The organism is Natrinema sp. 74, from assembly GCF_046097095.1.
Taxonomy (GTDB): Archaea; Halobacteriota; Halobacteria; order Halobacteriales; family Natrialbaceae; genus Natrinema.
Genome location: NZ_CP175698.1, coordinates 759,992 through 786,479, shown reverse-complemented (window position 1 = coordinate 786,479; position 26,488 = coordinate 759,992). Strand labels below are relative to the sequence as shown.

At 63.8% G+C, this 26,488-nt stretch carries 23 protein-coding genes, 1 tRNA gene and 1 pseudogene; 11 read left to right on the top strand and 14 right to left on the bottom strand.

Annotated elements, in window-relative coordinates; all coding sequences use genetic code 11:
* Positions 1 to 314: 314 nt before the first annotated feature.
* Positions 315 to 1,889: an HTTM domain-containing protein gene (locus tag ACJ70B_RS03900; RefSeq protein WP_408959104.1), complete on the top strand. Its 1,575-nt coding sequence runs from the start codon at positions 315 to 317 to the stop codon at positions 1,887 to 1,889.
* A 57-nt stretch (positions 1,890 to 1,946) separates the two neighbouring features.
* Here ACJ70B_RS03900 and ACJ70B_RS03895 read toward each other — a convergent pair whose 3' ends face one another.
* Entirely contained in the window at positions 1,947 to 3,314 is a 1,368-nt protein-coding gene (locus ACJ70B_RS03895) for a hypothetical protein (RefSeq protein WP_408959103.1), read from the bottom strand.
* Positions 3,315 to 3,527: 213 nt separating this feature from the next.
* Positions 3,528 to 4,142: a universal stress protein gene (locus ACJ70B_RS03890; RefSeq protein ID WP_408959102.1), complete on the bottom strand. Its 615-nt coding sequence runs from the start codon at positions 4,140 to 4,142 to the stop codon at positions 3,528 to 3,530.
* 184 nt (positions 4,143 to 4,326) lie between these two features.
* On the opposite strand from ACJ70B_RS03890, the gene ACJ70B_RS03885 reads away from it, so the two are divergent.
* The gene (locus ACJ70B_RS03885; RefSeq protein WP_408959101.1) at positions 4,327 to 5,901 is read left to right on the top strand and encodes a long-chain-fatty-acid--CoA ligase; all 1,575 of its coding nucleotides are present in this window, start codon (positions 4,327 to 4,329) and stop codon (positions 5,899 to 5,901) included.
* Complete coding sequence (locus ACJ70B_RS03880) at positions 5,901 to 6,701, top strand: enoyl-CoA hydratase-related protein (protein WP_408959100.1); 801 nt, start codon at positions 5,901 to 5,903, stop codon at positions 6,699 to 6,701. Before ACJ70B_RS03885 ends, ACJ70B_RS03880 begins: the two co-directional genes overlap by 1 nt.
* A gap of 384 nt (positions 6,702 to 7,085) precedes the next feature.
* On the opposite strand, the gene ACJ70B_RS03875 is transcribed toward ACJ70B_RS03880, so the two are convergent.
* Entirely contained in the window at positions 7,086 to 7,532 is a 447-nt protein-coding gene (locus ACJ70B_RS03875; protein ID WP_408959099.1) for a dCTP deaminase, read from the bottom strand.
* 97 nt (positions 7,533 to 7,629) lie between these two features.
* On the opposite strand from ACJ70B_RS03875, the gene ACJ70B_RS03870 reads away from it, so the two are divergent.
* Positions 7,630 to 8,298, top strand: coding sequence for an O-methyltransferase (locus tag ACJ70B_RS03870; RefSeq protein ID WP_408959098.1), 669 nt, complete (start codon positions 7,630 to 7,632; stop codon positions 8,296 to 8,298).
* Here the strand turns inward: ACJ70B_RS03870 and ACJ70B_RS03865 are convergent.
* A complete protein-coding gene (locus ACJ70B_RS03865; RefSeq protein WP_408959097.1) occupies positions 8,283 to 8,741 on the bottom strand; it encodes a hypothetical protein in 459 nt (152 codons plus the stop codon). The genes ACJ70B_RS03870 and ACJ70B_RS03865 overlap by 16 nt on opposite strands.
* 441 nt (positions 8,742 to 9,182) lie before the next feature.
* Here ACJ70B_RS03865 and ACJ70B_RS03860 point away from each other — a divergent pair, with 441 nt between their 5' ends.
* Entirely contained in the window at positions 9,183 to 9,875 is a 693-nt protein-coding gene (locus tag ACJ70B_RS03860; protein WP_408959096.1) for a YqjF family protein, read from the top strand.
* A gap of 1,050 nt (positions 9,876 to 10,925) precedes the next feature.
* Here the strand turns inward: ACJ70B_RS03860 and ACJ70B_RS03855 are convergent.
* Positions 10,926 to 11,083 (bottom strand): annotated as a pseudogene (locus ACJ70B_RS03855) (IS5/IS1182 family transposase); the annotation flags it as partial.
* A gap of 104 nt (positions 11,084 to 11,187) precedes the next feature.
* Between ACJ70B_RS03855 and ACJ70B_RS03850 the strand changes: the two are divergent.
* Positions 11,188 to 11,550: a hypothetical protein gene (locus ACJ70B_RS03850; RefSeq protein WP_408959095.1), complete on the top strand. Its 363-nt coding sequence runs from the start codon at positions 11,188 to 11,190 to the stop codon at positions 11,548 to 11,550.
* Between the two features lie 294 nt (positions 11,551 to 11,844).
* On the opposite strand, the gene ACJ70B_RS03845 is transcribed toward ACJ70B_RS03850, so the two are convergent.
* From ACJ70B_RS03845 to ACJ70B_RS03815, 7 genes are all read right to left on the bottom strand, one after another.
* A tRNA-Thr gene (locus ACJ70B_RS03845) sits at positions 11,845 to 11,918 on the bottom strand.
* A 12-nt stretch (positions 11,919 to 11,930) separates the two neighbouring features.
* Complete coding sequence (locus ACJ70B_RS03840) at positions 11,931 to 12,446, bottom strand: N-acetyltransferase family protein (protein ID WP_408959094.1); 516 nt, start codon at positions 12,444 to 12,446, stop codon at positions 11,931 to 11,933.
* Positions 12,415 to 13,635 (bottom strand): phosphoglycerate kinase, encoded by a 1,221-nt coding sequence (locus ACJ70B_RS03835; RefSeq protein WP_408959093.1) that lies wholly within the window; start codon positions 13,633 to 13,635, stop codon positions 12,415 to 12,417. Before ACJ70B_RS03835 ends, ACJ70B_RS03840 begins: the two co-directional genes overlap by 32 nt.
* A 101-nt stretch (positions 13,636 to 13,736) precedes the next feature.
* Entirely contained in the window at positions 13,737 to 14,345 is a 609-nt protein-coding gene (locus ACJ70B_RS03830) for a cyclic nucleotide-binding/CBS domain-containing protein (RefSeq protein WP_408959092.1), read from the bottom strand.
* 92 nt (positions 14,346 to 14,437) lie between these two features.
* Positions 14,438 to 15,199 carry a GTP cyclohydrolase III gene (locus tag ACJ70B_RS03825; protein WP_408959091.1) on the bottom strand — a complete coding sequence of 254 codons (762 nt, stop codon included), beginning with the start codon at positions 15,197 to 15,199 and terminating at the stop codon, positions 14,438 to 14,440.
* 74 nt (positions 15,200 to 15,273) lie between these two features.
* Positions 15,274 to 15,600 (bottom strand): DUF5785 family protein, encoded by a 327-nt coding sequence (locus ACJ70B_RS03820; RefSeq protein ID WP_408959090.1) that lies wholly within the window; start codon positions 15,598 to 15,600, stop codon positions 15,274 to 15,276.
* 32 nt (positions 15,601 to 15,632) lie between these two features.
* The gene (locus ACJ70B_RS03815) at positions 15,633 to 17,885 is read right to left on the bottom strand and encodes a PAS domain S-box protein (RefSeq protein WP_408959089.1); all 2,253 of its coding nucleotides are present in this window, start codon (positions 17,883 to 17,885) and stop codon (positions 15,633 to 15,635) included.
* Positions 17,886 to 18,218: 333 nt separating this feature from the next.
* On the opposite strand from ACJ70B_RS03815, the gene ACJ70B_RS03810 reads away from it, so the two are divergent.
* Positions 18,219 to 19,838 carry an MBL fold metallo-hydrolase gene (locus ACJ70B_RS03810; protein WP_408959088.1) on the top strand — a complete coding sequence of 540 codons (1,620 nt, stop codon included), beginning with the start codon at positions 18,219 to 18,221 and terminating at the stop codon, positions 19,836 to 19,838.
* Between the two features lie 74 nt (positions 19,839 to 19,912).
* Here the strand turns inward: ACJ70B_RS03810 and ACJ70B_RS03805 are convergent, their stop codons facing one another.
* Both ACJ70B_RS03805 and ACJ70B_RS03800 read right to left on the bottom strand, forming a co-directional pair.
* On the bottom strand, positions 19,913 to 20,851 hold the full coding sequence (locus tag ACJ70B_RS03805; RefSeq protein WP_408959087.1) for a hypothetical protein: 939 nt from the start codon (positions 20,849 to 20,851) through the stop codon (positions 19,913 to 19,915).
* A 152-nt stretch (positions 20,852 to 21,003) separates the two neighbouring features.
* Positions 21,004 to 21,240 (bottom strand): ribbon-helix-helix domain-containing protein, encoded by a 237-nt coding sequence (locus tag ACJ70B_RS03800; protein WP_408959086.1) that lies wholly within the window; start codon positions 21,238 to 21,240, stop codon positions 21,004 to 21,006.
* Between the two features lie 482 nt (positions 21,241 to 21,722).
* Between ACJ70B_RS03800 and ACJ70B_RS03795 the strand changes: the two genes are divergently transcribed.
* The 4 genes from ACJ70B_RS03795 to ACJ70B_RS03780 all read left to right on the top strand — a co-directional run bounded on the left by ACJ70B_RS03795 (position 21,723) and on the right by ACJ70B_RS03780 (position 26,440).
* On the top strand, positions 21,723 to 21,878 hold the full coding sequence (locus ACJ70B_RS03795; RefSeq protein ID WP_408959085.1) for a hypothetical protein: 156 nt from the start codon (positions 21,723 to 21,725) through the stop codon (positions 21,876 to 21,878).
* Between the two features lie 227 nt (positions 21,879 to 22,105).
* The gene (locus ACJ70B_RS03790) at positions 22,106 to 22,261 is read left to right on the top strand and encodes a hypothetical protein (RefSeq protein WP_408959084.1); all 156 of its coding nucleotides are present in this window, start codon (positions 22,106 to 22,108) and stop codon (positions 22,259 to 22,261) included.
* Positions 22,262 to 22,431: 170 nt separating this feature from the next.
* Complete coding sequence (locus tag ACJ70B_RS03785; RefSeq protein ID WP_408959083.1) at positions 22,432 to 25,095, top strand: AAA family ATPase; 2,664 nt, start codon at positions 22,432 to 22,434, stop codon at positions 25,093 to 25,095.
* Positions 25,088 to 26,440, top strand: coding sequence for a hypothetical protein (locus tag ACJ70B_RS03780; protein WP_408959082.1), 1,353 nt, complete (start codon positions 25,088 to 25,090; stop codon positions 26,438 to 26,440). Before ACJ70B_RS03785 ends, ACJ70B_RS03780 begins: the two co-directional genes overlap by 8 nt.
* Positions 26,441 to 26,488 lie beyond the last annotated feature (48 nt).

The following is a 26,488-nucleotide window of genomic DNA, read 5'->3' as shown; positions in this document are numbered from 1 at the left end:
GCGAACGGGTCGGTGCGGTTGGAACCCCCGACCGGAAATCGACGTTGGACGGACTCTCCGGGCGGGACGAGGGACGATGTCTCGGTGTCGGCATTCCAATCGTGGCAACGACCGGTGTGTTGTCCCTCGCGATCACCGTGTCGGTGCCCGGACCAATAGGGCTATCGGCCACACGTCGGAGCTGCCGCTAGCCCGTCGAAGATGCACTCGGACCCGCATTTCGGCCGCGTCGCGCCAACGCAAAAACGCTCGTTTCAGTTTACACTAAACTTATGCCGATCCCCTCGAGAGACCGATGACATCTAGCGCAAACGATGCATCGACTCCCCTCATTCAGTTCGGACGACAGACTCGCCGCCGTTCTCGACCGCCTTTCCGGCGCGATCACACGCCGGTTCGCGGTCGATATGCGAGCGCTCGCGGCGTTTCGGATCGCGCTCGGGCTGTTGTTGCTCGCCGACCTCGCGCTCCGCTCGCGGAATCTCGTGGCGTTCTATACTGATATGGGGGTCCTCCCGCGGACGGCGCTGTATTCAGACTACTCGCCGGTCTATTCGCTCCACGCCGTCTCCGGCGAAGCCTGGGCGATCGGTCTACTGTTTATAGTCGCCGCCGGCTTCGCCGTCGCGATGGTCGTCGGCTATCGAACGCGACTGGCGACGGTCTGCTCGTGGCTCTTGCTCGTCTCGCTGCACGTTCGCAACCCGATGGTCCTCAATGGCGGGGACGTCCTGTTTCGTATGCTGCTCTTCTGGGCGATGTTCCTCCCGCTGAGCGACCGCTGGGCGATCGACGCCGGACGCACCGATCGGACTGGCGTGACCGTCTCGAACATCGCCACGATGGCGCTGCTCTGCCAGGTCGTCGCCATGTACGTGGTAAACGCCCTCCACAAGACGAAGGGGGAGATGTGGATGAACGGAGAGGCGATCATCTACGTCTTCAGCCTCGACTACCAGTTTACCATCTTGCTGGGCAACGTTCTCGCCGGGTATCACGACCTCCTGTCGATCATGACCTACATGTGGATCGTGCTCGTCGTCTGTTCGCCGCTGTTGCTCGTCCTCACCGGCCTCCCGCGAGCGGCACTGGCATCGGCGTTCGTCGGCATGCACTTTGGGATGTTGCTGACGATGCGAATCGGTCTCTTTCCGCTGATCGTCATCGCCGCGTTCATCCCGTTCTATCCGCCCGTCGTCTGGAACGGCGCGAGCGCGCTGGCGGCTCGAGCCGGCCTCGCGGAACCCGCTCGCCGCTGGGGCCGGCGGTTCGAGGCCGCCGTACCTACCGGCTTCGGCTCGAGGATCGACGCGTTCGCAGACTCTATTTTCTCTCCTCGCGGTGTCCGTTCGCTCGTCGCCGACATCCGCGAGCGCGGACAAACGCTGTTTACGTCGGCGGTGCCGGCCCTGTTTCTCGTCCTCGTGGTCCTGTCGAACGCACAGGCGGTGGGATACACGCAGGTACCCGACCCCGGACAGTCGGCCCTCGAGGCGGCCCAGGCCGAGCAACACTGGCGAATGTTCGCGCCCGAGCCGCTCCAGACCGACGGCTGGTACATTGTTCCGGCGACCCTCGAGAACGGCTCGACGGTCGACGCCATGTACGAGTCCGAGGTGAGGTGGGAACCGCCGCCGAGCGGGACGGCGGTGTACCCCAACGCCCGCTGGCGAAAGTACCTCTCGAACGTCTATCAGGCCGACAACGAGAACCACCGGTCGTATCTGTCGAATTACCTCTGCCAGCGCTGGAACCGCGGCCACGAGACCGACCTCGAGGAACTCGAGCTGTACTACATCCGACAGCCCTCGCAGCCGTACAACGAGACCGAGCCGACCAACGCGATCATGATCCAGCAGTACAACTGCGGCGGGGACTTCGTCCAGTGATCTGCCGCTCGCCGTCGGCGTCTCGATCGGGCTCGGCGAGTTCGGTCGCCCGGTGGGCTACGGCTTCGTGTCAGTCCCGTAAACGGTGACCGTCCGCTCGGCCGTCCGCCCCGCCGCTTCGACTCGCACCGGGAACGACTGCTCGGTCGCCACGACGGCCGTCTCGAACGTGAGAGGGACCGTCTTCGACCCGCCGCCGTCGACCGTCACCTCGCGCGTATCCACAAGCGTCGGCTCGTGGCCGACGATCAGGTCGACGGTCCGCGTGACGGCCTGGTCGCTGGCGTTCTCGAGGGCCGCTGTCACCTCGAGCCGGTCGCCGGCGTCGACGGGGTCGTTCGTCTCTGCGATCGAGACGGTCACGCCGGTATCGCCGCCGGTACCGCGTTCGGCGCCGCCGACCGTCCAGAGAGTCTCCGCGGTGAACGTGCCATCCGCTGAGATCACCCAGGCGATGACGGGGCAGGTCTGCGGGAGGCCGCCTTCGACCGTCAGGGACGCGGTGTCGGTCGCGCCCGATACCTCGGAGACGCCGAGGATGCGGTCGACCTGGCCGACCCACCAGACGACGCGATCGACCGCCCCGTCGGGGTCGGCGACGTCGATCTCGAGGTCGGTTGCTCCCTCGGAATCGACCGGCAGCGAGCCCCGCGCCGGTCGAGCGCCCTCGATCGTCGGCGACGCGCGTCCGTCGGGGGTCACGGTGACCGTCCAGTCGGCTCGATAGGTGCCGTCTTCGGTCTCGACGCCGGCGGTGATCTCGTGGGTGCCCTCGGTATCGGCGGTGTACTGCCAGTAGTGGGCGTTTCGTTCCGCGTAGTAGACCGACTGCCAGGGCGCTGCCGTCGACTCGCCGACGGATTCGCCGTCGACCCACCAGGCGGTGGTCTGTGACGCGTCGGGGTCGACGGCACCGGCCTCAAAGAGGACCGACGTTCCCGGCTGTACCGCGAGCTCCGCGTTCGGGAACGTCAGTCGGTCGTCGAGTTCGGCCGCGCCGCGGACGGTCACCGCCCGCTCGGCCGAACCGCCCGCTGCCTCGACGCGGACCGTCACCTCGCGGTCCTCGGCGGTGGGTTCGACGCGATAGCTCGCGGGGAAGGGTCGCTTCGTCTCCCCCGGCTCGAGCGTCAACGTGACATTACCGATCGATTCACCGTCGACGACGTACTCGACGGTCGGGCGCGCCGTCCGGGTCGTCGCGTTCTCAAGTTCGGCGGTCACCTCGAGCAGCCCCGCGCCCGCGACGGGATCGGTCGCGTCGGCGATCCGAACGAGCACGCCCGAGCCGTCGGACATCGGTGCCGAGTCCGCGCCTCGAGACGACGGCTCTGCTCCGTTATCCGGGGAGCGAACGCGGCCGTACGCACCGGGAACGATACTACTCGCCGCGACATCTCGCAACAGCGTCCGCCGGTTTACCATTCGTGCTCGGAAACCGGAATGTCGGGTAAAAAGCGATACTACCGTTTCGGCGAGAAAACGGACCATTCATCTCGTTTGCCGTCCCTGAAACTGCCACCGGGCCTCGTTCCTCACTCGCGGGGGCGTTACGTTACCGGCGCGGGACAGCGCTCAGACGGTCGCTCAGCCCACCTGCCGCGGCCGTCGTCGTCTGCGATACCTCGTATGCGGTCCTTACTCCCGGCCTTTCGCGACGCGACCCTCGCTCGTCACGGCGTCGACGTGGACGTGGACCGGTCCTGCGTCGGTCTCGAGCGGAACGATCCACGACGCGCTGGTCCGATGTGGATCCTCGAGGATACTGACGTCGCCGTACCCCTCCTGTTCGGCGGTCTTGCGGGCGATCCGCGCGGCCTCGTCGGCGTCTTCGATTCGGATCTCGTCGGTCAACCGGACGGTGACGACCGGCACGTCGGCCATCCGGACGATCCGTTCGGTGACGCTGCCGACAAGCACTCGGTCGAGTCCGGTCCGTCCCTGCGTTCCCATGACGATCATGTCGATTCCGTTGTCGTCGGCGTACGCGAGAATCTGTTCGTGAGGGACGCCCCGTTCGACCGCCGTCACGACGTCGATGCCCTCACGGGTCGCCTCGATCTCGATCCGCTCAACCGCGCGGTCGGCCGCCGGAATCGCCTCGTCGGTCTGGAGCGTCCCGAGTGGTCCCTCGGGAACGACCGACAGCGCGTGGATCGTCGCGTCGAAGCGATCCGCGATCGTCACCCCGTGATTGATCGATCGCCGAGTGCCGTCGCTCCCGTCCGTCGGCACGAGAATGTCCTGGTACATCGATACCGCGTGGGTAGGAAACGCGGCCGTAAATACCCTCGATCAGGAGTTCGATCGGTCCGCCGTATACCGCTGCCGTCACGACCGTGAGACAGGCGAGAATTATCGCTGGAAAGAAACCCCGACGCCGTCCCCGAACGATGTAAATCTTTTTTACGGTACGCGGAAACATGCCGCATAGAGCATGCCAAATCTTGTCACTAACGTCGCCAGTGCCGTCGAGGAGCACGGTGACAGCACTGCGATCGGATTTCGGGGGTCTGAAACCAGCTACGAAGAGTTCTGGGGACAAACGGGTGCCTTCGCCGCCGCGCTCGAGGAACGCGGCCTCGGTCCCGACGACCGCGTCGCGCTTTACCTTCCTAACCTACCGCAGTTCGTGATCGCGTTCCACGGGACGCTTCGCGCCGGCGGCGTCGTCGTTCCGATGAACCCGCAGTACAAGTCTCGCGAGATCGGCCACCTGCTGGGAGACAGCGAGGCAGAGGTCGTCGTTGCGCTGGCCGACCTCGTCCCCTTCGTCGACGAGGTACGGGACGACACGAGCGTCGAACACGTCGTCAGCGTGGGCGGCGACGCCGAGGGTGCGACCGCGTTCGAGGAGTTCCTCGCGCCGGGCGATGCCGAGGTCGCGGACCGAGACGGCGACGACGTCGCGGTCCAGCCCTACACGTCGGGGACCACCGGCCAGCCCAAAGGCGTCCAGCTCACCCACGAGAACCTCGCGTCGAACGCAAACGCCGCCGCGCAGCTCATTCCGGACGAGATCCGACCCGACGATAAGGGACTCGGCGTTCTCCCGCTGTTTCACATCTACGGGATGACCGTGACGATGAACGCGACGCTGTTCAACGGTGGAGCGTACTACCCGATGCCCGAATGGGACGCACAGGACGCCGTCTCGCTCATCGAGGATGAGCAGCTGACGATCATGCACGGCGTGCCGGCGATGTACAACGACGTGATCAACCAGCCAAACGCTGCGGAGTTCGATATGTCCTCGCTGCGCCTCTGTGGCGTCGGCGGCTCCGGCATTCCCGTCGAGGTGTTGCGCCAGTTCGAGGAACTGTACGAGCCGAAGATCTACGAAGGGTACGGCCTGACCGAGACCAGCCCGATTACCCACTTCAACAGCCCGATCGAGGGCCGCCGCGTCGGCAGCATCGGCAAGACCGTCCCCGGCGTCGACTCGAAAGTCGTCGACGAGGAGTTCAACGAGGTCGCCCCGGTCGAGGAGGGACCGGTCGACGAAGAGGAGGCCGACCTCCACGATATCACCGGCGAGATCGTCGTCGCCGGCCCGAACGTGATGAAAGGCTACTACGGCCTGCCCGAGGCCAACGCGGAGGCCTTCACCGAGGAAGGCGGCCGGCGCTGGTTCCACACCGGCGACGTGGGCTACAGCGACGAGGATGGCTTCTTCTACGTCGTCGACCGCGAGAAACACATGATCGTCACCGGCGGCTACAACGTCTACCCGCGTGAAGTCGAGGAGTTGCTCTTCGAGCACCCCGACGTGGCCGACGCCGCCGTCGCGGGGATTCCAGACGAACGCCGTGGCGAGACCGTCAAGGCCTTCATCGTCCGCACGCCCGACGGCGACGTGACCGAAGCGGAGATCAAAGAGTACTGCCTGACCAATCTCGCGGAGTACAAACACCCCCGCGAGGTCGAGTTCGTCGAGGAACTGCCCCGCACCACGACCGGCAAGGTCCAGAAGTTCAAACTCCGTGAGGAGGATGCGGAGGAGGCCGAATAATGGCCCTCGGCGATGCAGTCCTCCTCGAGATCGAGGACGATGGCCCCGCGACGATCACGCTCAACCAGCCCGACCGGCGCAACGCCCTCTCGGACGAGATCAGCACCGGCATCTCGGAAGCGCTCGACGAGATCGAAGGCAGCGACGCCCGCTGTGTCGTCTTGCAGGGCTCGGGCGGCTCGTTCTCGGCCGGCGGCGACATCGAGCGGATGACCGATGCCATCGAGAGCGACGTGCCCGCCGACGACCGCGTCCGGCGACTCGAGCGCTCGACGAACGAACTGATGACGCGGCTCGTCGACTTCCCGATCCCGACGATCGCGCTGATCGACGGCCCCGCCGTCGGTGCCGGCGCGAACCTCGCGATCGCGTGTGACGTGCAACTGGCGAGCGAAAACGCCGCCTTCGGCTTCGTCTTCCGGCAGGTCGGCCTGAGTGTCGACGCCGGGACATCCTACCTGCTGCCCCGGATCGTCGGCGAGAACGTCGCGAAGGAACTCGTCTTGACCGGCGATATCTTTGGTGCCGACCGCGCGAAGGACCTCGGATTGGTCAATCACGTCTACGACGCCGACGAGTTCGACGAGCGCACAGACGAGTTCGTCGCAAAGATCGTCTCCGGGCCGCCGATCGCCCTGCGCCACGCCAACCGGCTCGTCGGCGAGGGCTTAGAGAAATCCCTCGAGCAGGCCCTGACCGACGAAGCCGTCACTCAGGGAATCGTCTTCGAGACCGAAGACCACGAAGAGGGCGTTAACGCGTTCCTCGAGGACCGCGATCCCGAGTTCGAAGGCCGCTAGAGCGTCCACGTCTCGATTCGCGGCCCATTCGGTCACCGCCGTTTCGTCACCGAGTTCCGCGACGATCGCGGCCAGCATCCGTCACGTATCGATTCTCCTTCGCTCCGGCACTCACGGATTGGGCCCAGCACTGTGGGAAGAACCGCACTCGGTAGGCACAGCACTCGGTTGGTGGCCGGGGCCAGGCCGCCCTCGAGCATCAGTTGCGGTCGGGCGTTCAGCGCCTATCTGACGGTGTCCAGACACGACGGCTCCTGATGGGTACCGCCTTCGTGTGGCAGCTGCCGCTCGAGCGCATCGATCACCGCCTCGAGTCGTCAGTGCGACAGACCGGGCGGCGATTCGGTGGCCGTTACAGCGGTCGCGAGGCGAACGGTCACCCGGTTATTGCGAATCGGTTCCGAGCGACACCAGCGTCGACACCCGCGCGTTCTCCTTGATCTCGAGGCCGCCGTCGGCGACCGACAGCGGCATCAGCGGGAGGTGATCGCGCACCTGCACCGACGGATGCGAACCGCCCCGAGCCAGCAGTTCGTTGCGCGCTTGGAGCTGTGCTGGCTCTCCGAGGCCCGTCAGGAACTCGTTGTGCTGGAGCACGTACTGGCCGCCCACGAGCTCCCACCAGCCGAACTCGTCGTCGGGGTTTCGAAGCTCCGTCGGCACTGGCTCGAGGTCGGCATCCGCGAGTTCGTCGCCGCCGAAGTCGATGCGGCCGGGGGCGGCGACCTCGTAGACCGCGCCAACCGTCAGGTCGATCCCGTGGTCGTGGACCTGTGTCGGCTCGTACACCAGATTATCGACGCTTTCGACGAGCGGGTGATCGGCGGACATGTCGATCGAACCGACGGTCTCGAGCGGGAAAAAGGATACAGGTGCCCGCCCGACGAGACTCCCCGAACCCTATAGGCTGGCGCACGTACCGTCGTCCATGACCGACGTCCTCTCCGACGAGATCGCCCGCTTCGTTCGCGCGATCGGCCCGGACCCAGACGAGACCTTGATCGAAATGGACGAGTACGCGGCTGCTGAGGGATTCCCCCACGTCGGCCCCGAGGTGGGCGCGTTCCTCCGGCTCGTCGCCCGGCTGGCCGACGCCGAGCGAATCTTCGAGTTCGGGTCAGGCTATGGCTACTCGGCCTACTGGTTCGCCGAGGCGCTGCCCGACGACGGCGAAATCGTCCTCACCGAGGTCGACGACGCCGAACTCGAGCTCGCTCGCGAGTACATGGCTGCGGGCGGGTACGACGGGCTCGCACGGTACGAACTCGGCGACGCGATGGAAACCGTCGAGAACTACGACGGGCCGTTCGATGTCGTCCTCATCGACCACCAGAAGAGCCGGTACGCGGACGCGTTCGAGGCCATCCGATCGACGGTCCCAGTCGGCGGCGTCGTCGTCGCCGACAACGCGATCACGGCAAGCGTCGTCGACTTCGATGCGGTACTCGAGTGGGCCGAGGGCGGCTCACCGACCGCGGTCAACGATCACACGCAAGGCGTCATCGACTACCTCGAGACGGTACGCGCCGATCCGGCCTTCGAGACCATCGGCGTACCGCTGGGCGAAGGAATCGCGGTGAGTTACCGCGTCGAGTAATCGGGGGTCTCGCCCTCGAGAACCTGTTCGTCGGCCTCGTCGGCCGGCGCGGGGGAGCCGTACTCCTGAAAGCCGAGGAATCCCGTCGTGGCAGCCGCGGCCAGCAACGTCGCCCACGTGACCGCGGTGAGCGCGACGACGGTGGCCTGTGCGGGGCCCGGTGTGACCGAGCCGATCGTCTCGAGGCCGACGGCGTGGCTTCCGGCGACGCCGAGGAAGGCGAGCCAGAGTCCGAGCGCCGTCCGAGCGAGCGTCCGCCGGTCGACCAACTGGGCGTAACGCGCGACGCAGTAGACGCCGCCGATAGCGAGGGCCGTCGCTCCGAGCGTGAGTTCGACCGCGTCGACGGCGACGGTTCCGACGCCGGCGACGGCGAAACAAGCGAGCGAGACGGCGAGCAGGGATCGATCCGAACCGGTCGTTGTCGGAATCACGTCATGCACCGCTTTGCCGGGTTGAGTCGGTGCCCGCGTATATAGCTGTTGGCTGGCTCCGGCGACGGACTCGAGCGGCCGGTCGACCGGTCGGCGGAAAACGCCACTGTCCGCTTTTGGAATCACGGATCGGCCGCCAACGTTATTCTATCACGGTGTAAGGGAGTAGTTGGCGGGGATCGAATTCGGTCGTCTTCGACGGAATTCGTTCGACCATGCAACGCCTCGCCACACCGGAATCGTTCCACGACGGCCCACCGGCCACGTGTTCCGGTTTCGACCCGTCGATTGACGCACTACGATCGAACGGGGGCTCGAACGTCGGCGTCCCGCCGGCGTTTTCTGTGGCATCTACTCACGATAGTTAGACGCGCTCTCGGCCCGTCGTCCCGACAACTGTCTACCGAGCGAGACAGGACCTCTTTTTGGCGTGAGCGCCGAGCCATCGCTATGGTCCTTCCGCTGGCGATGGGGTGGCGAAACCTCCTGTTCGAAAACTGGCCGGTCGACCCCGCCGAGATGAACGCGCGACTTCCCGATGCGCTCGAGGCCGACACCTACGACGGCTCCGCGTGGCTTTCGGTGATCCCCTTTACGAACGTCGACGTCCGGCCGCGGGGACTCCCCGAGTGGGCCGGCGTTTCGCTGCCGGAGATCAATGTCAGAACGTACGTCACGCGCGACGGCGTCCCGAGCGTCTACTTCTTCAGCCTCGACGCACAGGGAGTGGCAAGCGTCGCCGGAGCGCGGCTGTTCCATCATTTGCCGTACTACTACGCTCGCATCTCGCTGTCTCGGGCCGACGGCGGCGTCGCGTTCGAGAGCCGGCGGTATCACCCCGGTGCACGACCCGCCCGCTACGAGGCCACCTACCGGCCCTCCGGCGAGCCGTTTTCGGCCCCCGACGATCCGCTGGCGGCGTTCCTCGTCGAGCGCTACCGGTTCTACACGGAGGCACCCGACGGCTCGCTTCGATACACGGACGTCGACCACGACCCGTGGACGCTGTCCCCGGCGACCGCCACCGTCGAGACCAACACGCTGTTGGCCGCGGACGGCTTTGCGTCCCCCGACTCGGCCCCCGTCCGCTACTACAGTCCAGGCCTCGACGTGGTCGCGAACGCGAGCCAGCGCCTCGAGTGAGCCAAGCGGGACGCGTTCGTCACGTTCGGTTCGTCGCAGTTCGCGACGGCTCGAATCGGGAGCGTGCCCGCTCGAGGCGTCATCTCGAAACCAGAAAAGCGCCCGGCAGGCCGGGGGGACGACCGTTGCCGGACGAGGCTGGGACAAGGGGTCAGGTAGGTGTTGATTGGATCGCTGTCGCGCAGTGGGTAACGCGACAGTAAACACGTTCGGCGCGACGGTTATCAACTTCTCTTCGATTCTAACGAACTTGGAATCGGCCTGTTACACTGCGTTCGGCCCGGTGTACCGGCCCCTCGCGATACCGGTGACCGGAGAACCAGCGGTGGAATTCGAACACGGTCGCAGTAACACTGCGCTCTCACGGGTATCGGGCGCATTGCCCGAGGAACTCCGCCGGCGCTCACAGCGCCCCTTCCGTCTCGATCAGTACCGATGGATGACGAACAATCGAAGATGACTGTCTCTCTTGGACGACGTTTCTATTCGCTCGTACAAGCGTTGAAGTGAATTCCGTACCCTGAGTGGAGTGAGGTGATCACCGTGCGCGACCACAACCGCGTTGTGGCCGTGTGTGTTCGCTGCGGGGCGGCGTACGCAGCGAAAGAATGCTTGGACGGGAGCATCCGCCCTATTGGAACAGCAGTCTGTTCCTGCGGGTCGAAGGACTTCCGAGTGCGAAGGTGACGTAGACTGATCTCAACTGACATAGCCCCTCTTGTTCGTAAAGATTCCTGAGTGGAGTCGGTTAGTGACCGTCTTTACCGGGTGCTGGGATCGTACCGACGGATGATAACCAAACATCAAAACTCAGACACACAATACAATGAGGGCCCAGACTGATTCGTCTCAGGACGCTAGTGGTGACTTGCTGGATGTTGGCTCGCTGTCCGAATTGTGATAACGAGCTAGGGGAGCGGGTCGCGAAGTATGCCTCTGACGGAGAGGCAATCGCGGACTTCGTCTGTCCAAATTGTGACCACAAGTGGTCGCTCCCGTTCTGATCCGGACACCCCGTCTTTCTTTTTAGCGGGACGTTCCGTGCTATTCGTAGAAGTCGGCGTCCAGCCGAGCGTTCCACGCCCTGTGGAGCGACGGAAATTCGCGGTGCGTGATGAGCGGACGAACACCAATTTCACGAACTAACGCTCGAATTGCTTGATCGTCGTCTCCTTGTCGCCGAGGAGGATCGCTACATCACTGATGTTTGAGGATTTCAACAGAGTCAACCTAAACTAATTCATTACCATGTATTGCAACCATTGAGAATTACTATTAGTTTTATCCCCATCAGAAATAAAGTGATCGTTGCATGTCACAATTGACTCGACGATCGATCCTGAAGAAAAGCGCTCTGACGACCGCTGTCGGTGCAGGAGGCGCTTCGGTGCTGGCTGGCTCGGCCGCTGCCGCCGAGTGCCGGCTCGTTGTCTACTCCGAAGGCGGTCGCGGCCAGTACAATATCGTGATTGACGACGGGACTGTCGAGAAGACCAACCACGAATTCTACGATGATGACGTGGAGGATAAGGGCAGCACAACCCGAGTCTCTGGCGAGGTCACCGACGGCTGGACCGGCTCCAATAAGGACATTTACATGTACCAGGGATCCTGTGATGACTCTGATTTCATCGACAAGGAAATTGACTCGAACGTCAGTTATCGCTGGGACTAACAGATACGCATCAGCGGACACCCGATGAAGGCCGTTGAGAGCGCAGATGGAACGAGTTTCGGCGTTCGCGCCCGAAACCGTTGTGTGGTCAGATAGGGAGATTCGGCGTTCACGCCGAAACACCCGCTTTGTCGATTCGTCGTCCGTTTGCAACGATCTCTTGTAGCGCACGACGTCTCGTCCCTTTCAGCCTCCGAGACGAACGAGCTTTGAACCGGCGGTTCTGGTCGTTGCTTGTCCTGGGCTGCCGGAGATTCGAATCTAGGAGAGAGGAGCTTTGAATCTAAGGATTCAAGCCAGGGGTGGGATTTGAACCCACGAAGTCTCGATTACAAGTCGAGTGCATGAACCGCCCATGCTCCCCTGGCGCAAGCCGTGGGTTAGCCGTCCTCCTTTGAGTGTGTATCGTTTTCGTCCGGGTCGCCGAGCGAGCGAGACATCGTCACCCTAAACTCGTCGTAGCCGTGACGGCGGTAGAACCGTCGGGCGGCCTCGTTGTCGGCCATCACCTCGAGCAACATCGTGTCGACGCCGCGGTCGGCGAGTGACTCCTCGGCGGCCTCGAGCAAGGCGGTACCGATTCCGCGGCCTCGGTACGCCGGTCGGACGTAGATGTTCGAGAGCAGGCCGCGCGTGGTGTCGAGCTCGAGGGTTCCCTGTTCGATCGATACGGAGACGAAGCCGACGATCGTGCCGCCGAGGCGGGCAACGAGGAGGCCGTCGGTGACCAGATACGCACCGAGCGTCTCTCGCATCGCCTCGCGGTTCGCGTCGGGGCGGACGGCCGATTCGTGCCGGCGCTGATCGCGGGCGAGGTCGACCCAGAGGTCCGCGAGGGCATCGAGGTCGTCCCGCGAGGCGAGCTCAATCGTCGGCCGCGGGCTGTCGTGGGGCATTCTCGAGGGCAGTCACGGCGGGGAGCGATTCGGCGGTGAGCATCCGCAGGGCGGCCCCGCCACCGGTGCTGACGTGGGAGAAGCCCTCGACGCCGAGCGTGCGCAGCGCGGAGGCCGTGTCGCCGCCGCCGACGATGCTCGTGGGGTTGTCGGTCGCTGCGTCGAACAGCCGGCGGGTCCCCGTTCGGAAGCGCTCGTCCTCGAAGACGCCGGCAGGGCCGTTGAGGATGACTGTCTCCGCGTCGTCGAGGATCCGCTGGTAGTAGTCGAGCGTCGAGTCCCCGATGTCCATCGCGGACTCGCCGTCCTCGGGCGGGAGAGCGTTGACGCCGAGTTCGTGGCGCTCGTCATCGCGGTCGACGGCGACGTCTCGCGGGAGCGCGATCCGATCGCCGTAGGCGTCGAGCAGATCGGCGGCGCGGTCGATCTCGTCCCAGTAGCCCTGATCGTAGATGAAATCGGAGCTCTCGTCGCCCAGGTCGACGCCGTCGGCGATGAGGAAGACGTTGCCGACGACGCCGGCGGTGAGGACGTGATCGGCCAGTCCCTTCTCCAAGACGGACCAGGCGACGTCGATCGAGTCGGGAACCTTCGCGCCGCCGAGGACGTAGACGCGGGGTTCGGCGGTCTCCTCGATGGTGCCGAGCACGTCGAGTTCCGCCTCCATGACGCGGCCGGCGTAGCTCGGCAGGACGGTCGGGAGGCCGACCAGCGAGGGCTGTGAGCGGTGGGCCGCAGCGAAGGCGTCGTTGACGTAGGCGTCGAGGACGGACTCGAGCCCCTCAACGAGGTGGGTCTGAGCGGCTCGCTCCGGGTCGAACTCCATGTATTCCTCGCTGTAGAAGCGCGTGTTCTCGAGGACGAGGCAGTCGCCGTTTTCGAGGTCGCTGATCGCGTCGCGAGCGGCCGCAGAGAAGGTCGCGTCCACGTAGTCGACCGGTCGGCCGAGCAGGTTCGAGAGGCGGTCTGCGTGGGGTTCGAGAGTGGCGAAATCGTCACCGCCGGGCCGGCCCTGATGGGCGAGGACGGCGACCCGTCCGCCTCGCTCGAGCAGTTCGGAGAGCGTGTCGACGTGGGCGCGCAGCCGGGCGTCGTCCGCGAGCGTCCCGTCATCGATCGGACTATTGACGTCGACGCGAACACCGACGGTAGTCCCGTCGACGTCCAGGTCGTCGAGGGTCTCGATCATTACCGGCCCCTCCACCGCGCCACCCGAAAGGTCTTTCTATCGGAGAGATAGCGTTCGGTGGGCCGGTGGCACGGCGACTGCGGCTGAACGACCGGTGTCGATCACACCGTCCGGCAGTCGGCACAGACCAGCTGGCCGTTGGCGTCCCATAACGCGTCGGCGAGCGAGCCGCAGGCCTCGCAGACTCCCTGGGTCGTGTACTCGTCGCCGCCGTTCGGGACGAGCCGGGCGTCGTCCGCCTCGGTCGCGCGGGCCGTCGTTGCATCGGCGACCTCGCGGTCGCGATCGAGCGGCGGCTCGGACGAGCGAACGGGGGTCATCGTCGCCCGGAACGAGCCCGCGGCGGCGATGACGTCGCGCTGGGTGACCAGCCCGACGAGTCCGTCCTCGTCCTCGACAACGACGTTGCGGATGTTCTGGCGGGCCATCGTCGTGGCGACGTCGGTGAGCGAGCGATCGGGACCGACGGCGATGACCGGCGCCGTCATCGCTTCCTCGACGGTCGTGCCGGCGGGGTCGTCTTCGTCGGCGACGAGTCCGAGGACATCCCACTCCGTCACGATCCCGACCGGGTCGGTCCCGCGAACGACCAGCGCGCAACTCGTTCGCTCCTCGCGCATGAGCCGGACGGTCTCGAGGATGCTGTCGGATTCGCTGACGCCGACGTACTCGTTCGTCAGGACGTCCCTGACGGACAGTTCCGATTCCATGTGTGAATTGATAGCACGAACGGGCTAAAAGCTACCCCCGCTACACTTAAGCGAGACGGCGGCGAAGTTCCTGTCTCCGGGTTTCGGGTCGTCTACCGCTCGAGTTCGACTCTGATCCCGTCGGCCCGGCAGGTCTCGAGGGCATGTTTGGCGGCGTAGCCGGCCTCGTGGGCGCTTTTTCCGCGGCCGACGCCGACCTGCATCTCGACGTCGACGGCCTCCTCGACGTGGTGGATCGCCTCTTCGTAGTCCGTTTTCTCGAGGTCGGGACAAACGACGATGACGTTGTCGCCGCCGACGAAAAAGGAGAGGCTGTCGTGGGCGTAGCGCATGTGGCGCATCAGTTCCGCGTAGCCCTGCTCGATCTCGATGAAGGTGTCGAAGGCGTTGAGTTCGTCCGTGTAGTTGCCGGTCGCGTTGATCACGTCGAAGTGGGCGATCTGGACGTCCTCGTCGGTTCGATACTCGTCATCGATGACTCGACCCTCGAGACACTCCCGGCGGTCCTTGTCCTGGGCGCTGCCGGCGTCTTGCAGGCGCTCGGTCGCGTCGGATAGCGCTTGGACGGGACTCGTCCCGGTCGCGACGCCGAGGCTGAGCGTCACCGGATAGCGGTTGCCGACCGATTCCTGGAGAAGCGCGTGGTCCTCGAACGAGCAGCCGTTGGTGACGGCGATCATGTTGTCGAAGCGGGTGAAAAAGGTGTACCCCCCTCGGTTGCCGACGAACTGGGAAATGTCCGCGTACAGCCGCGACTGCATGGTCTGGAGGTCGGCCTCTCGCCGTGGTTCGGGCGTCACCGTCCACGGCCCGTAGTTGTCGATCTGAACGAGCGTTACCTGCGTGTTAGTCACGGTGGACGATCCTTTCGAACGGCGTCGTATAAGTGATACGTAATCCAGATTCGTGACGATCCCTCGAAAACGGCTCAGGCGTGTTTCTTCTCGGGGTCGGCACCCTGCGGGTGGTACTGCCAGAAGTCACCGGCACGCATCGCCGCCCCGACGGCCTTGTGCATGTCGATCATCGTCTCGAACTCCTCGGCGTCGACGTAGTCGAAGATCTCGCGCATCGGGACGATGCGCTCGTGGTTGATCCGAATCGGATAGTCGCCGTATTCGTCGACGAACTCGGCGACGTCCATCGGGTAGTCTTCCTCCTCGTCAACCTTGTCCGCGATGATCCGCATGTCGAACTTGCGCATCCCCTCGCTACCTTCCTCGCCGTCGGGGTCGACCGGCCAATCGTTGCTCATACCTGGGTGTGTGTAGGGGTCCCGCAAAAGGATTACTCTCCGCCGCCGGCACGTCCCCGGTCCGCTCGGTCGACGCCGGTGAACTCGAACCGCGCTCCGCCGTCGGCCCCGTCGGTGACGGCGACGGTCCAGCCGTGGGCCTTGGCGACCTCCGCGACGATCGCCAGTCCGAGTCCGGTGCCGTTGTTGGCACTCGAGTACCCGCTTTCGAAGACGCGGTCGCGCTCGTCGGCCGGGATGCCGGGACCGTCGTCTTCGACGTAGAATCCGTGCCCCCGCTCGTCGTCCAGTTCGCCGATCGTGACCGTGACGCCCCGGCCGTCGTGGTCGGGGCCGTCTTGCTGAGTGTGCGAAGCAGGGCTCGCCGAGCTGTGCTCGACGGCGTTACGAATCAGGTTCTCGAGGAGCTGTTTGAACCGCGTGCGATCGGCTCGAACGATGGCGTCGGTCTCGAGTCGGAGCGTCGCCTCGGTCGTCTCGACGTGTCGCCAGCAGTTCTCGGCGACCGTCGCGAGATCGACTGGCGCGGTATCCGGATCAGGAGTGGGCTCGCGGGCGACCGCCAGCAGGTTCTCGATCAGCACCGCCATTCGGTCGTGGGCCCAGGCGACGACCTCGAGGTCCTCGCTGTCGTACTCCTCGCGGGCGATCTCGAGTCGCCCTTGCGCGACGTTCAGCGGGTTTCGGAGGTCGTGAGAGACGATGCTGGCGAACCGGTCGAGGCGTTCGTTCTGGGCCTTCAGTTCGCGTTCGCGCTTCTTGCGCTCGGTGATATCCCGCAGGACGCCGACGGTCCCTCGGAACTGGCCGTCGTCCGAGGGCAAGATCGCGATGTGGTTTTCGTGAGGGGTCCGACCGCCGTCGTTCGCGATCGTTTCCATTTCGAAGGACGCGCGTTTGCGATCGTCCGAGCACAACAGGTCGCGAATCACCGACTCGGCCGTGGCGATATCGTCGTCGTCCATGACGGTCGAGACGTGTTCGCCGACGAGGGCTGCGGGTTCGTGACCCGTCATCGTCAGGTCCGTGTCGATCGGCGGGACGATTTTGGTGAGATAGCCCTCCGCATCGAGCGTGTACACCTCGTCGGGAATCGTCTCGAGGATCGTCTCGTACTCCTCGAGTTCGCGCTCGCGCTCCTTGCGCTCGGTGATGTCGCGGACGACGCCGGCAACACCGCGGTACTGACCGTCCGCGAGCGGCAACAGCGAGATGTTCGCCTCGCACTGAATCTGTTCGCCGTCCTCGGTTTTGACAATGGTCTCGTGAGTCTGCTGTCGCGTCTCGGTCTCGCTCGAGAGCAGCGATCGGACGCCGTCGGTGCCGCGCTCGACGGATGCCTCGTCGATGAGAAACGAGATGTGCTGGCCGATAATCTCGTCTTTCTCGTAGCCGGTCAACTCGGCGTAGGCGTCGTTGACGTACGCGTATCGGCCGTCCGAGTCGACCGTGTAGACGGGGTCGCCAAGCGCCTCGACGATCGTCTCGTATCGCTCGAGATCGCGTTCCCGTTCCTTCTGGCCCGAGATGTCCTGAACCGTACAAATGAGGTCTCCGTTACCGGTCGTCGACAGCGAGTGGGCCTCGACGAAAGTCGACCCGTCCGCCCGAAGGCCGGTCGTTTCCCCGTGCCAGTCGCCCTCCGCCATCACCGTCGGAATGATCTCGTCGCGGACGGTCGCGACGTCGCCCTCGGGGTAGAGCCGTTCCCAGCCCTCGCCGATCATCTCGGCAGGGTCGTACCCATAGAGATCGGCGTACGCCTGGTTCACGTAGACGAATCGGCCGTTGGCGTCGAGGATCCCGATCCCCTCTTGGGCGGTCTCGATGGCGCTGAGTTGACGCCGGCGTTCGAGACGCGCTCGCGTCGTCGCGACGACGTCGACGACCCGATCGGTCAGCGTCGTGCTCTCGTCCCCGTCGGCTCCTTTACGGACGTACTCGGAGACGCCCGCCGAAATCGCCTCGCTCGCGACCGCCTCCGAGCCCGCGTCCGTATACAGGATAAACGGCACGTCGTCGTAGTCCGCCTGAACGGCCTCGAGTAACGCCAACCCGTCCCGATCGGGGAGGTCGTACTCCGACACGATACAGTCGATATCCGTCTCGGCGAGGCACTCGAGCGCGTCGCTCGCGCCGGTCGCTCGCTGTGTTTCGATGGCGATGTCCGCTTGCTCGAGGAACTCGGCGGCCGCGTGCGGGCGGTCCGGTTCGTCGTCTACGCAGAGCACGCGGATCGACTCCATCGAGACGTTTCCCGAGAGGGATTTGTCTCGGGTTCGCATGGCTTTTCTCTCGCCACAGCGCGGAAATAGCTTGGGGCCGGGTTCACGTCGTGAGCGCTCGGGACGGTCGATGGCGTCTCACCGCACGTGCCCGTCAGTCGTCGCACCCGCCGAGCGGTGCCGGCCGCCGTCTCCGATCGTCCGGTCCGTCGCTCGTTCGACGGTGGGGCTGGGACGACCGTCGCAGGAGCGTGTGCGGTTCGTTCGCACGCGTGCCGGCTACGGGGATGTCCGAATCCGCGCCTCCTCTCTCGAAGCTGTCATTCTCCTATGGTTTCGTCAGAACAGTATAATGAAATTAAAGTAGTGACGGTGCGTAACCCGCGTGAACGCATGCGAGTGTCCTATCAGCACGCGAACGTTCGGAGCGGCAACGAGTCGACGCTCCTCCGGGTTACGGCCAGCGACGGGACCCGCGCATGCATCCTCATTGATTGCGGTGACGGTGTCGATCTGGACGCGCTCCTCGACGATGGCGAGTATCTGAACGCGATCCTCCTCACGCACGCGCACATCGACCATTACCGAACGCTCGCGAGGAACGTCCGCCACAACGCGCCGATCTACGCGTCGCCGGCGACGGCGACCGTCCTCGAGCACGCGCTGCCGGAAGCGCGAAAGGACAACGATCTCGGCGATATCTCGGCCGCTCTCGATGCCCTCGAGCCGATCGAGGAGTGGACGTCGATCCTCTCCGAACTCGAGGTCCGGCCGGTCCCCGCGGGCCACACGCCCGGCGGAGCGGGGTTCGCGATCCGGTTTCGAGACGCCGACGCGGCCGACGGGCTCTCGAACGGTGAACGCCACCTCCTGGCGACCGGCGATTTCACTCGACGGCCCTGTGCGGGCTATCCCGGGCTGGAGACGACCTATCCGTTCGACGTCGACGCCGTGCTGTTGAACGCCTCGACCGACGACGCCTACCCGGCCGCGCTCAACGAATCGGTACAGACCGTTCTCGAGCGAGCGTACGCCGGCTCCCGGGTCGTCGTCGCGACGAGTTCGCTGACCGGCGTGCACTACGCGACGCTGCTTGGTCACGCAGCGGCGACGCTCGATCGCGACCTCCCAATCACGCTCGTTGGACAGGCCGCCAAGCTGTACGACGCACTCGAGGTAGACGATCCCGGTATCGAGACGCAGGGCGTGTTCGACCGGCCCGATGAGGCACTCGAGGAGGGCCGGGTCACGATCGCCGGGCCGGCGACGCCGACACGGGGAAGCGCAGCTCGGCTTCTGGACGCGATCGCGGACGATCCCGCTGCCGTGTTCGTCCAACTCGCGACGGGCGACGCCGCGGCGGTGTCGAACGCGCGCTGTACGACCCACCGCGTCGAATTGCGTAACCACCCGTCGATCGAGGCGATCGACGACGTCGTCCGCGACCTCACGCCGACGCAGGTCGTGATCAAACACGCGATGGGCGAAACGCTCAACCGGTTCCAGCGCCGCTTCGATCGCTGTTTCACGTGGGGAACGAACGACGAGGAGATCCACCGGCTCTACGAGGACGGCGAGTGGCTGGCCCCCGACTGGATCACGGACCGGACGGCGACGAAGATTCGAACGCGACAGTGGGAGGCGATGGACCCCCGCTCGTTCGATGCGGCCGAACCGGTTCCGACCGTCCAGCGGGAGGCGGTCGACCTCGAGGCCGAGGGCGTCGATCTCGAGGCCCTCGAGAATGCCTTCGCTCGGGTGTCGACGGCCTCTTATTCCCACTCGGCCGACGACGATGCGACGGCCGGCGACACCGACACGGACGCTGGGGAACGCGATACCGGTGACGAGTCGGCCGAGTCGGCACTCGAGGGGTCTACGGGGGAGACCGTTCGGGCCCGCGTGTTCACCGATGGCGACGACGAGCAGTTTCTGCGGCTTCTCGACACGGCGGATCTCGACGCGGGCGATACCGTCGCAGTCACGATTTCGGCACGCACCGACTCCCAGTAGCGTCGACGGGAACGCCGCGTCGGGCACTGCTTCGCGAGGCTCGAGCAAACTAGTGGCACGACTCGTAAACGCCGTCAGTTACCCCCGGAGACGGGCTCGAAGTCCGCGATGGTGACGGCGACCGCGTCCCGGTCGGGCACGTCGCGGACGGCGTAGGTCGTCGGATAGACGCCCGCGCCGGCGTCCGTCTCGGGCTGGGCGATCGGTCGCCGATCGATCCCGACGTGGTCTCGGACGTACGCCCTGGTGAGCATCGGCTCGACGAACGTCAACACCCCGGTGCCGTCGTCGTCCGGGTCTGCCACGCCCCAGATGAGCGTGTTGGTGAACGTCCCGCCGTTCAGTTCGGGAACGGTGGGATCGATCAGGTGCTCGCCCATATCGGTGATGACCCGCTCGTCGACGACCGGGCCTCGAGCGTACCCCTCGGGCACGTATCGCTCCGGAAGATCGTAGGTCGGCGCGGCCGGGCCGGCGATGGCGTCGACGGTCTCGGGCGAGCACATGTGGAAGTGTACGTCGAAGTGGGGCTCCGTCCAGACGCCCGCCGGCGGGTGACCGTCGGGGTTCCAGTTCAGCCCGAGGAACGTCATCGGCGTCGCGGCCGTCGCCGGAATCGGAACGAAAAACGCCTGCGACCACCGGTGGTGGATGACCACCGACTCGCCGGTCGGGCCGTACTTGTCCGTATAGGCGTCGTCGCCGGACCGGGCGAGGTCGTCGGCCGACGGCAGCCCCTCGAGCGCGGCCCGCTCGATGAGGAGCCCGTGGGATGCCGGACGCCCCGACGGCGCGACCGTCGTGAACGTCCTCGCCTCGCCGTTTCCGAGGGTGACGGGGTCGCCCCACTCGGTGTTGTCCTTCGGGGGAAAGGCGTCGTCCCCGCTCGCACTCGCCGGTCCGCACAGTCCGAGGACCGCGCCGGTCGCGGCGGTGGCGGTTCCGATGAATCGGCGTCTGCTGACGGTCGATCGGTCGGTGCGCGTCCGCGCTCGAGTCCGTTGTCGTGCCATTGGTAGGGAGGGGTCGCCGTTGCTCGCCCCGACGGGATGCACGCTCGAGTGGCCAATAATGGTATCCAATTGTCAGGATCGGTGGTCGCGAACTGTGCGGTGCGATCGGACGACAGTCGACGCCGGCAGCGAGCGGTCGTCCGAACGCGCCGTCACCGGTCGTCTCGCTCGGCGTCGATCCGGTCGTGGTACTCGAGCAACCGCTGGAGCCCGGCCCTGATCGCTTCGCTTCGGTTGCGGTAGACGTCGGCGTCGACGAGCGACTCGATCGCCGCGAGCTGGTCGTCGGTGGCCCGGAACGTCACCCGATCGAGCGTCGGGCCGTCCTCGAGCCGGGAGCGGTTGTGCTCCGGCGCGGGGTCTGCGGGTGGGGAACGGCTCTCGGTCATCGCCGACCACCGCCGGTCGGCTCGAGGGAGGGTCGATCCGCCGCTCCGAACGCGGTGCTCGTGGGGCCGAAGCTGGCGTGTGTAGCCGCGATGACCATGTCATCGACAGGGGCCGGTCGAGGTTAAGGGCTCGCGTAGCGCAGTGAAAGTGAAACAGGAGTCGGGATTCGTCACCGCGACATTCACCGTGGACGCCGGTGTTCCTCGAGCCTGCGTCTCTTTCATCCGGCGAACAGTAGATATAAGTCACAACGAGGCAACCAGTAAACTGGAAGCCGGTCTCCGGAATGCGGGGGCTGTATCGAAATGCCCCGGGTGGTAGGAGCACCCGAGACGTGGCTTCCAACCCGAGAGGGTTCGAAAGCCATGCTTGCGTTCATTCTACCGGGATATAAACATCCCGCACGACGGCCGAATCGCCCGCCGCACGTAGCTTCGAGTCCGAAATCGCCGGCAGCGACCGGCGGGGAGCCGTGGTCGCGATGAGCCGCGACGACGCGGCCCCCTCGTTGCCTGAGTGCCCGTCCTGTGGCGAGCCGGTGATCATCTCGGTCGCCCACGGTCCTGACACCGGCTCGGTCGGCCCCTGTGGCTGTTCCGTGCCGCCCGATCTGTTTCCGGAGTTGCGAGGGGAGTAGGTCGGGGCTCGCACTCGAGCCCCGACGGACAGCCGACCGGTCGGCGCTGTGACGGACACACCATCGAAACCACCACCTACCGACATCGCGTCGGCCGGTCGGTCCGGAAGCAGGGGCTCGAGTCATCTTCTTCCTCCATCGTTCCTGATGCCGACTGTCAGATTCCTGACTCGGGGCATTTACTTTACACTACCACTGCAATCGAATACTATGGCGGGGTCTCACAATTGCTCCAGAACTGCTGGGCCGCCATCACGGACTACGACTCGAGACGGGTCCGGATCGGTGTCACGATGCTGTCCGTCGTCGTCGGACTGGTCGTCTCGGCGGCGGTGGGCATCGCGTGGGAGCGGTTTTCGGGGCCGAGGTCGCTTCGCTGGTGATCACGCTCACCAGATACGTCTCGATACTCCTCAGTTGGCTCGTTCTCAGCTGCGTAGTTGCTCGAATCTGATAAGCGATTGAGTCGTTCCTCGGTGTCTGCGTTCGTAGCGATCTCAGTCGTACTCTCGTAACAGGATTTATAGGCTGATACTTTCTCGATTTAGAGACCATGGGAACAGGACCGTCGGCCGACGATGAAATACAGGAAAACCCACCAACTGTCTACCAAGTTCCGATAAAGACCGGTGACAACGAACCGATTCGAACGAACTTCGAACGAACCATCGTCGACGGCGTTCGTCGAGACCAACTCGAGGGTCTCTGTGATATCCCACTTGACCACGAGACGCTTCGCATATGGGGGAATCAAGAAAGCGAAGCGGCCGAGACCGATGACTATCTTTTGTTTGCGGACCGTGACGGCCGTCGCGGGGGTGACTACACGCTTCTCGCCCGTATCGACGATGCGAGGGTTCTGGACGAGGAGACGGCCGCTGCGTTTACTGATGCGGTCGGATGGGGAGAGGTGTCGGACGACTCCTACCCGCATGTGATGTTTCTCGACCCCGTCTACGAGACGACTCTTGACCGAGCAGACTTCTGGGAAACGCTCGGGTTTCTGGGATGGCCTAACGACACGTTCAGCGGCATCGACTTCGGTCGCGGCGGTTCGACGTTTTTCGAAGAATACGACTCGATAGAGGAGTTCATCGAACGAATTCACGGTACCAAGCTCTACTCGACCGAGTCAGTAGCTGAGTACGAGACGCTCGAGGCCGCGATGAGCCACGTTCGGAGTCGGCTGGTGGAGTCGTCGGAAAACACGTCGTGGCTCAAACAGCGTCTCGGAGAGGTACTGATCTCGGAGTGGTCGGCTGCGCTCGCCGGGTTCAAACCGTCTGGTACCGTCTCTGCGGAGGCCGCTGCTACGTTCGAGCAACTCCGACGCGTCTACGACTCGCTTGAGCCTAAACTCAGGGAGAGCGCTGACGAACTCAACATTGGGTCTCACTACTCGTTTTCGCCGGCCAAGACGCTCTTTCTCTGTTGGGTCCGAATCCTTCAGGAAGACATCGACGACACTGGTGGCGTACTGAGTCAACCGCGATTGAACAGTATTCTCCGCGACACGTATGCCGTAGAGAATGACACGGCAAGTAATCCTGCCTCTCGAGCGACGGACGATAACCATCCTGTGCTCTCACACATTCGGATGGCATCTCCGACGGTCTACAAGTTCACTGCGCCGTGCGACTATTGGGTGACGAGTATCGAATACGGTGCGGTGTCGTTCGAGGAAGCGTATCGGAGTCGATGGGACAGCCTCTCGACAGGTGATATCGTGATTCTGCATTCGCGCGAGGAACCATCGAACGGGACTCTCACCCCGCAACCGAACGGCATAATTGGAGTTGGAATTCTCGGTCGGACGTTCGAAAAAGACGAGCCGTGGTGGTGGGACGAACATGAACGCGGAGCATCGTATCCGCTGATCGCGATGTTCGATCGGCTGTTTCTCACCGGTTCGGCTGACGATATCGATACCTCCCGATCGATCACCGAAAAGACGACAGCGCAGATAGAGCGAGAATCTGCAGCAGTGACAGCAGACTTGCTCTCGATCGAGCAAGCCAACAGTATCTGTGACGAAGCCGCCGGAAAGGAATTCCCCGTTCAATCGGAGTACGCGACGTTCCGGAACGACGATGACGCGATCGAGTACGAACGGCCGATCGCGCTTATCGAAGCGATCGCGGAGACGTTGACTGAGGTTTCGACGGTCAACGTCCACAAACCGTATCGAGGCTCGCTTTCCGCAGAGACGCTCAAGGGTCTCTACTTCCCGGACGATCAGGGCGAACGGATTCTCGAGCAGATCTCGACGGCGCTCCGAGCCGGAAAACACGTCCTCCTTACTGGACCGCCGGGAACCGGAAAGACGGAGATCGCGCGCCGAGTTTGTTCTCATCTCACGGACTGCCGTCCATATCTGTATTCGGGATATGAGATGACCACTGCGACTGCGGACTGGTCGACGTTCGATACCGTTGGCGGCTATATGCCGAACGAATCAGATGGAAGTAGCGGTGACGAACTCGCGTTCACGCCCGGAATCGTTCTCAATCGCCTCAAAAACACGCAAACGGAAACGCAATCAAACGAATTGATCGTCATTGATGAACTGAATCGGGCCGATATCGACAAAGCGTTCGGACAGCTCTTTACGCTCCTTTCGGGGCAATCCGTTCAGCTTCCATACACCAAAGACGGCCGTGAAGTCGAGCTTACGACGACGACCGAGGTTTCGGGTCGTCCTGCAGATCATCAATACCTCGTTCCGGATTCGTGGCGGATCTTCGCGACTATGAACACCTACGATAAGACCTCACTCTACGAAATGAGCTACGCGTTCATGCGTCGCTTCGCGTTTATCCGCGTTCCGGCTCCTGAACTCCCGGACAGCCCGGCCAACGAGGAAGAACTAGAAGCGATGATCTACGACTATGCCGCAGCATGGGATCTGAACATCGGACGTCCCGAGGCGATGGCGGTCGGCCGTGTCTGGCGAGAAATGAACCACGCGGTAGAGGAGCGAGCGATCGGTCCCGCGATCATCGAGGACGTTCTCCGATACGTAAGTCACCACCCTGAATCAGAACTCGAGTATCATCTCACACAGGCGGTCATCAGTTACGTTTTCCCCCAACTCGAGGGTGTTCCGAAGCGACGGCAGATCGTCCAAGAAATCGCGGCCGTCGGAGAAATTGACGAATCGCTCCTCGAACAAGCGGCACGAGAGATGCTTCAGGTTTCAATGCCGGAACATGAATAGAGATGCACTCCTCGATCAGTTGACCGAGGACATCCTCGCACACGTCATGCGGGGATCGTTTCCCGAGCGCGAACTAGCGCAGTCGATCAAACCCGAACAGTTGGACGAGCGGTTCGAGGAGTACGAACTACTGCTCGATCTTCACTTCGTTCTCAAATCGGATATCGTCTCGTTCGTGAGAGAATTATCGAACCACCTGCGGAGCATTCGAACGGAGACCCAAACGGTCTCGCAGACGCGGCGCGGAACCGTTGACGGCCGAATCAACTGGGGATCGACCATCAAGAAACGCTACTCCGAACATCCTCGAGATCGTTCCATCTTCGTCTGTGATAACCGATCGATCGACTACGACATCCCCGAAAACATCGTTCTTAAGCGGCTGATCTCGATCATCCACACGACGATCCGCGAGGCCGAAGAATACCTCCGGGGCGAATACGACTGGGTTCGAGAGACGTGGAAGGGAAACGAGAACCTCATTGACGAACTACAACGGATCGTCGAGCGAAACGTCCACGTTCGGCGGATCCGTGAGCCGGACACCTATGAGCCGACCGAGCGGATGCTGACGACCGCCGCGAATTCGCGACAGGAGGTGTACCGAAAAGCCGCATCGCTCCTCAAATCACGAGAGCGGCTGTTTCAGGGCGACGCGGAGGAGATCCGAACGTTGCTCGATGAAACTGCGATCGCGCCCGACGATCAGGATTCGCTCTTCGAACTGTTCGTCCTCTTCCGGTTCGTCGCCACGCTTGAACGACTGCAGGAGAATCAACCGACGTTTGAGACGATCGCGACGGGACGGCAGGAAGTGGCTCGATTCGAGGGCGATACAGAGCTCGCGCTCTATCACGATAACTCCGCATCCGATCGAAATCTGTCTTTTGTCGCTGTTCCTGACGAAGATCAAGCGGAGCTTTCACGCACCGACAAAGTGCAACTCACGGCGCAGGACATCGCGAGCGATTACTTCGATCGAGAATTTCGAAACCACACTGGTCGTCCCGATGTCATCGTCCTCGAGATCATCTCCGAATCGGACGATCGACACGAGTACCTGATCGTCGAGGTGAAAAACAGCACCAACGAGGACACGATTCGTCGCGGAATCAAGGAAACGCTGGAATATCTCGCCTTTCTTCGGGTCAACGAAGATTACGTCTTCGGTCGCGACGACGAGGACTATTTCGGATCTGGATGGAACGGCCTCCTGGTCGTTCAGGATCTCGATGAAGAGACGCCGTCTCCCAAGGCACAGGCTGGAAATCCGGTGACGATATTACAAGCGTCCGAGTTAGAGCGTGAACTCGAGGATATTCTGAGTAGGATCGTGGATACGTAGGGGGAGTAGTTCGGTGCAACCACCACTAGAACTGCTCCCTATCGTCTG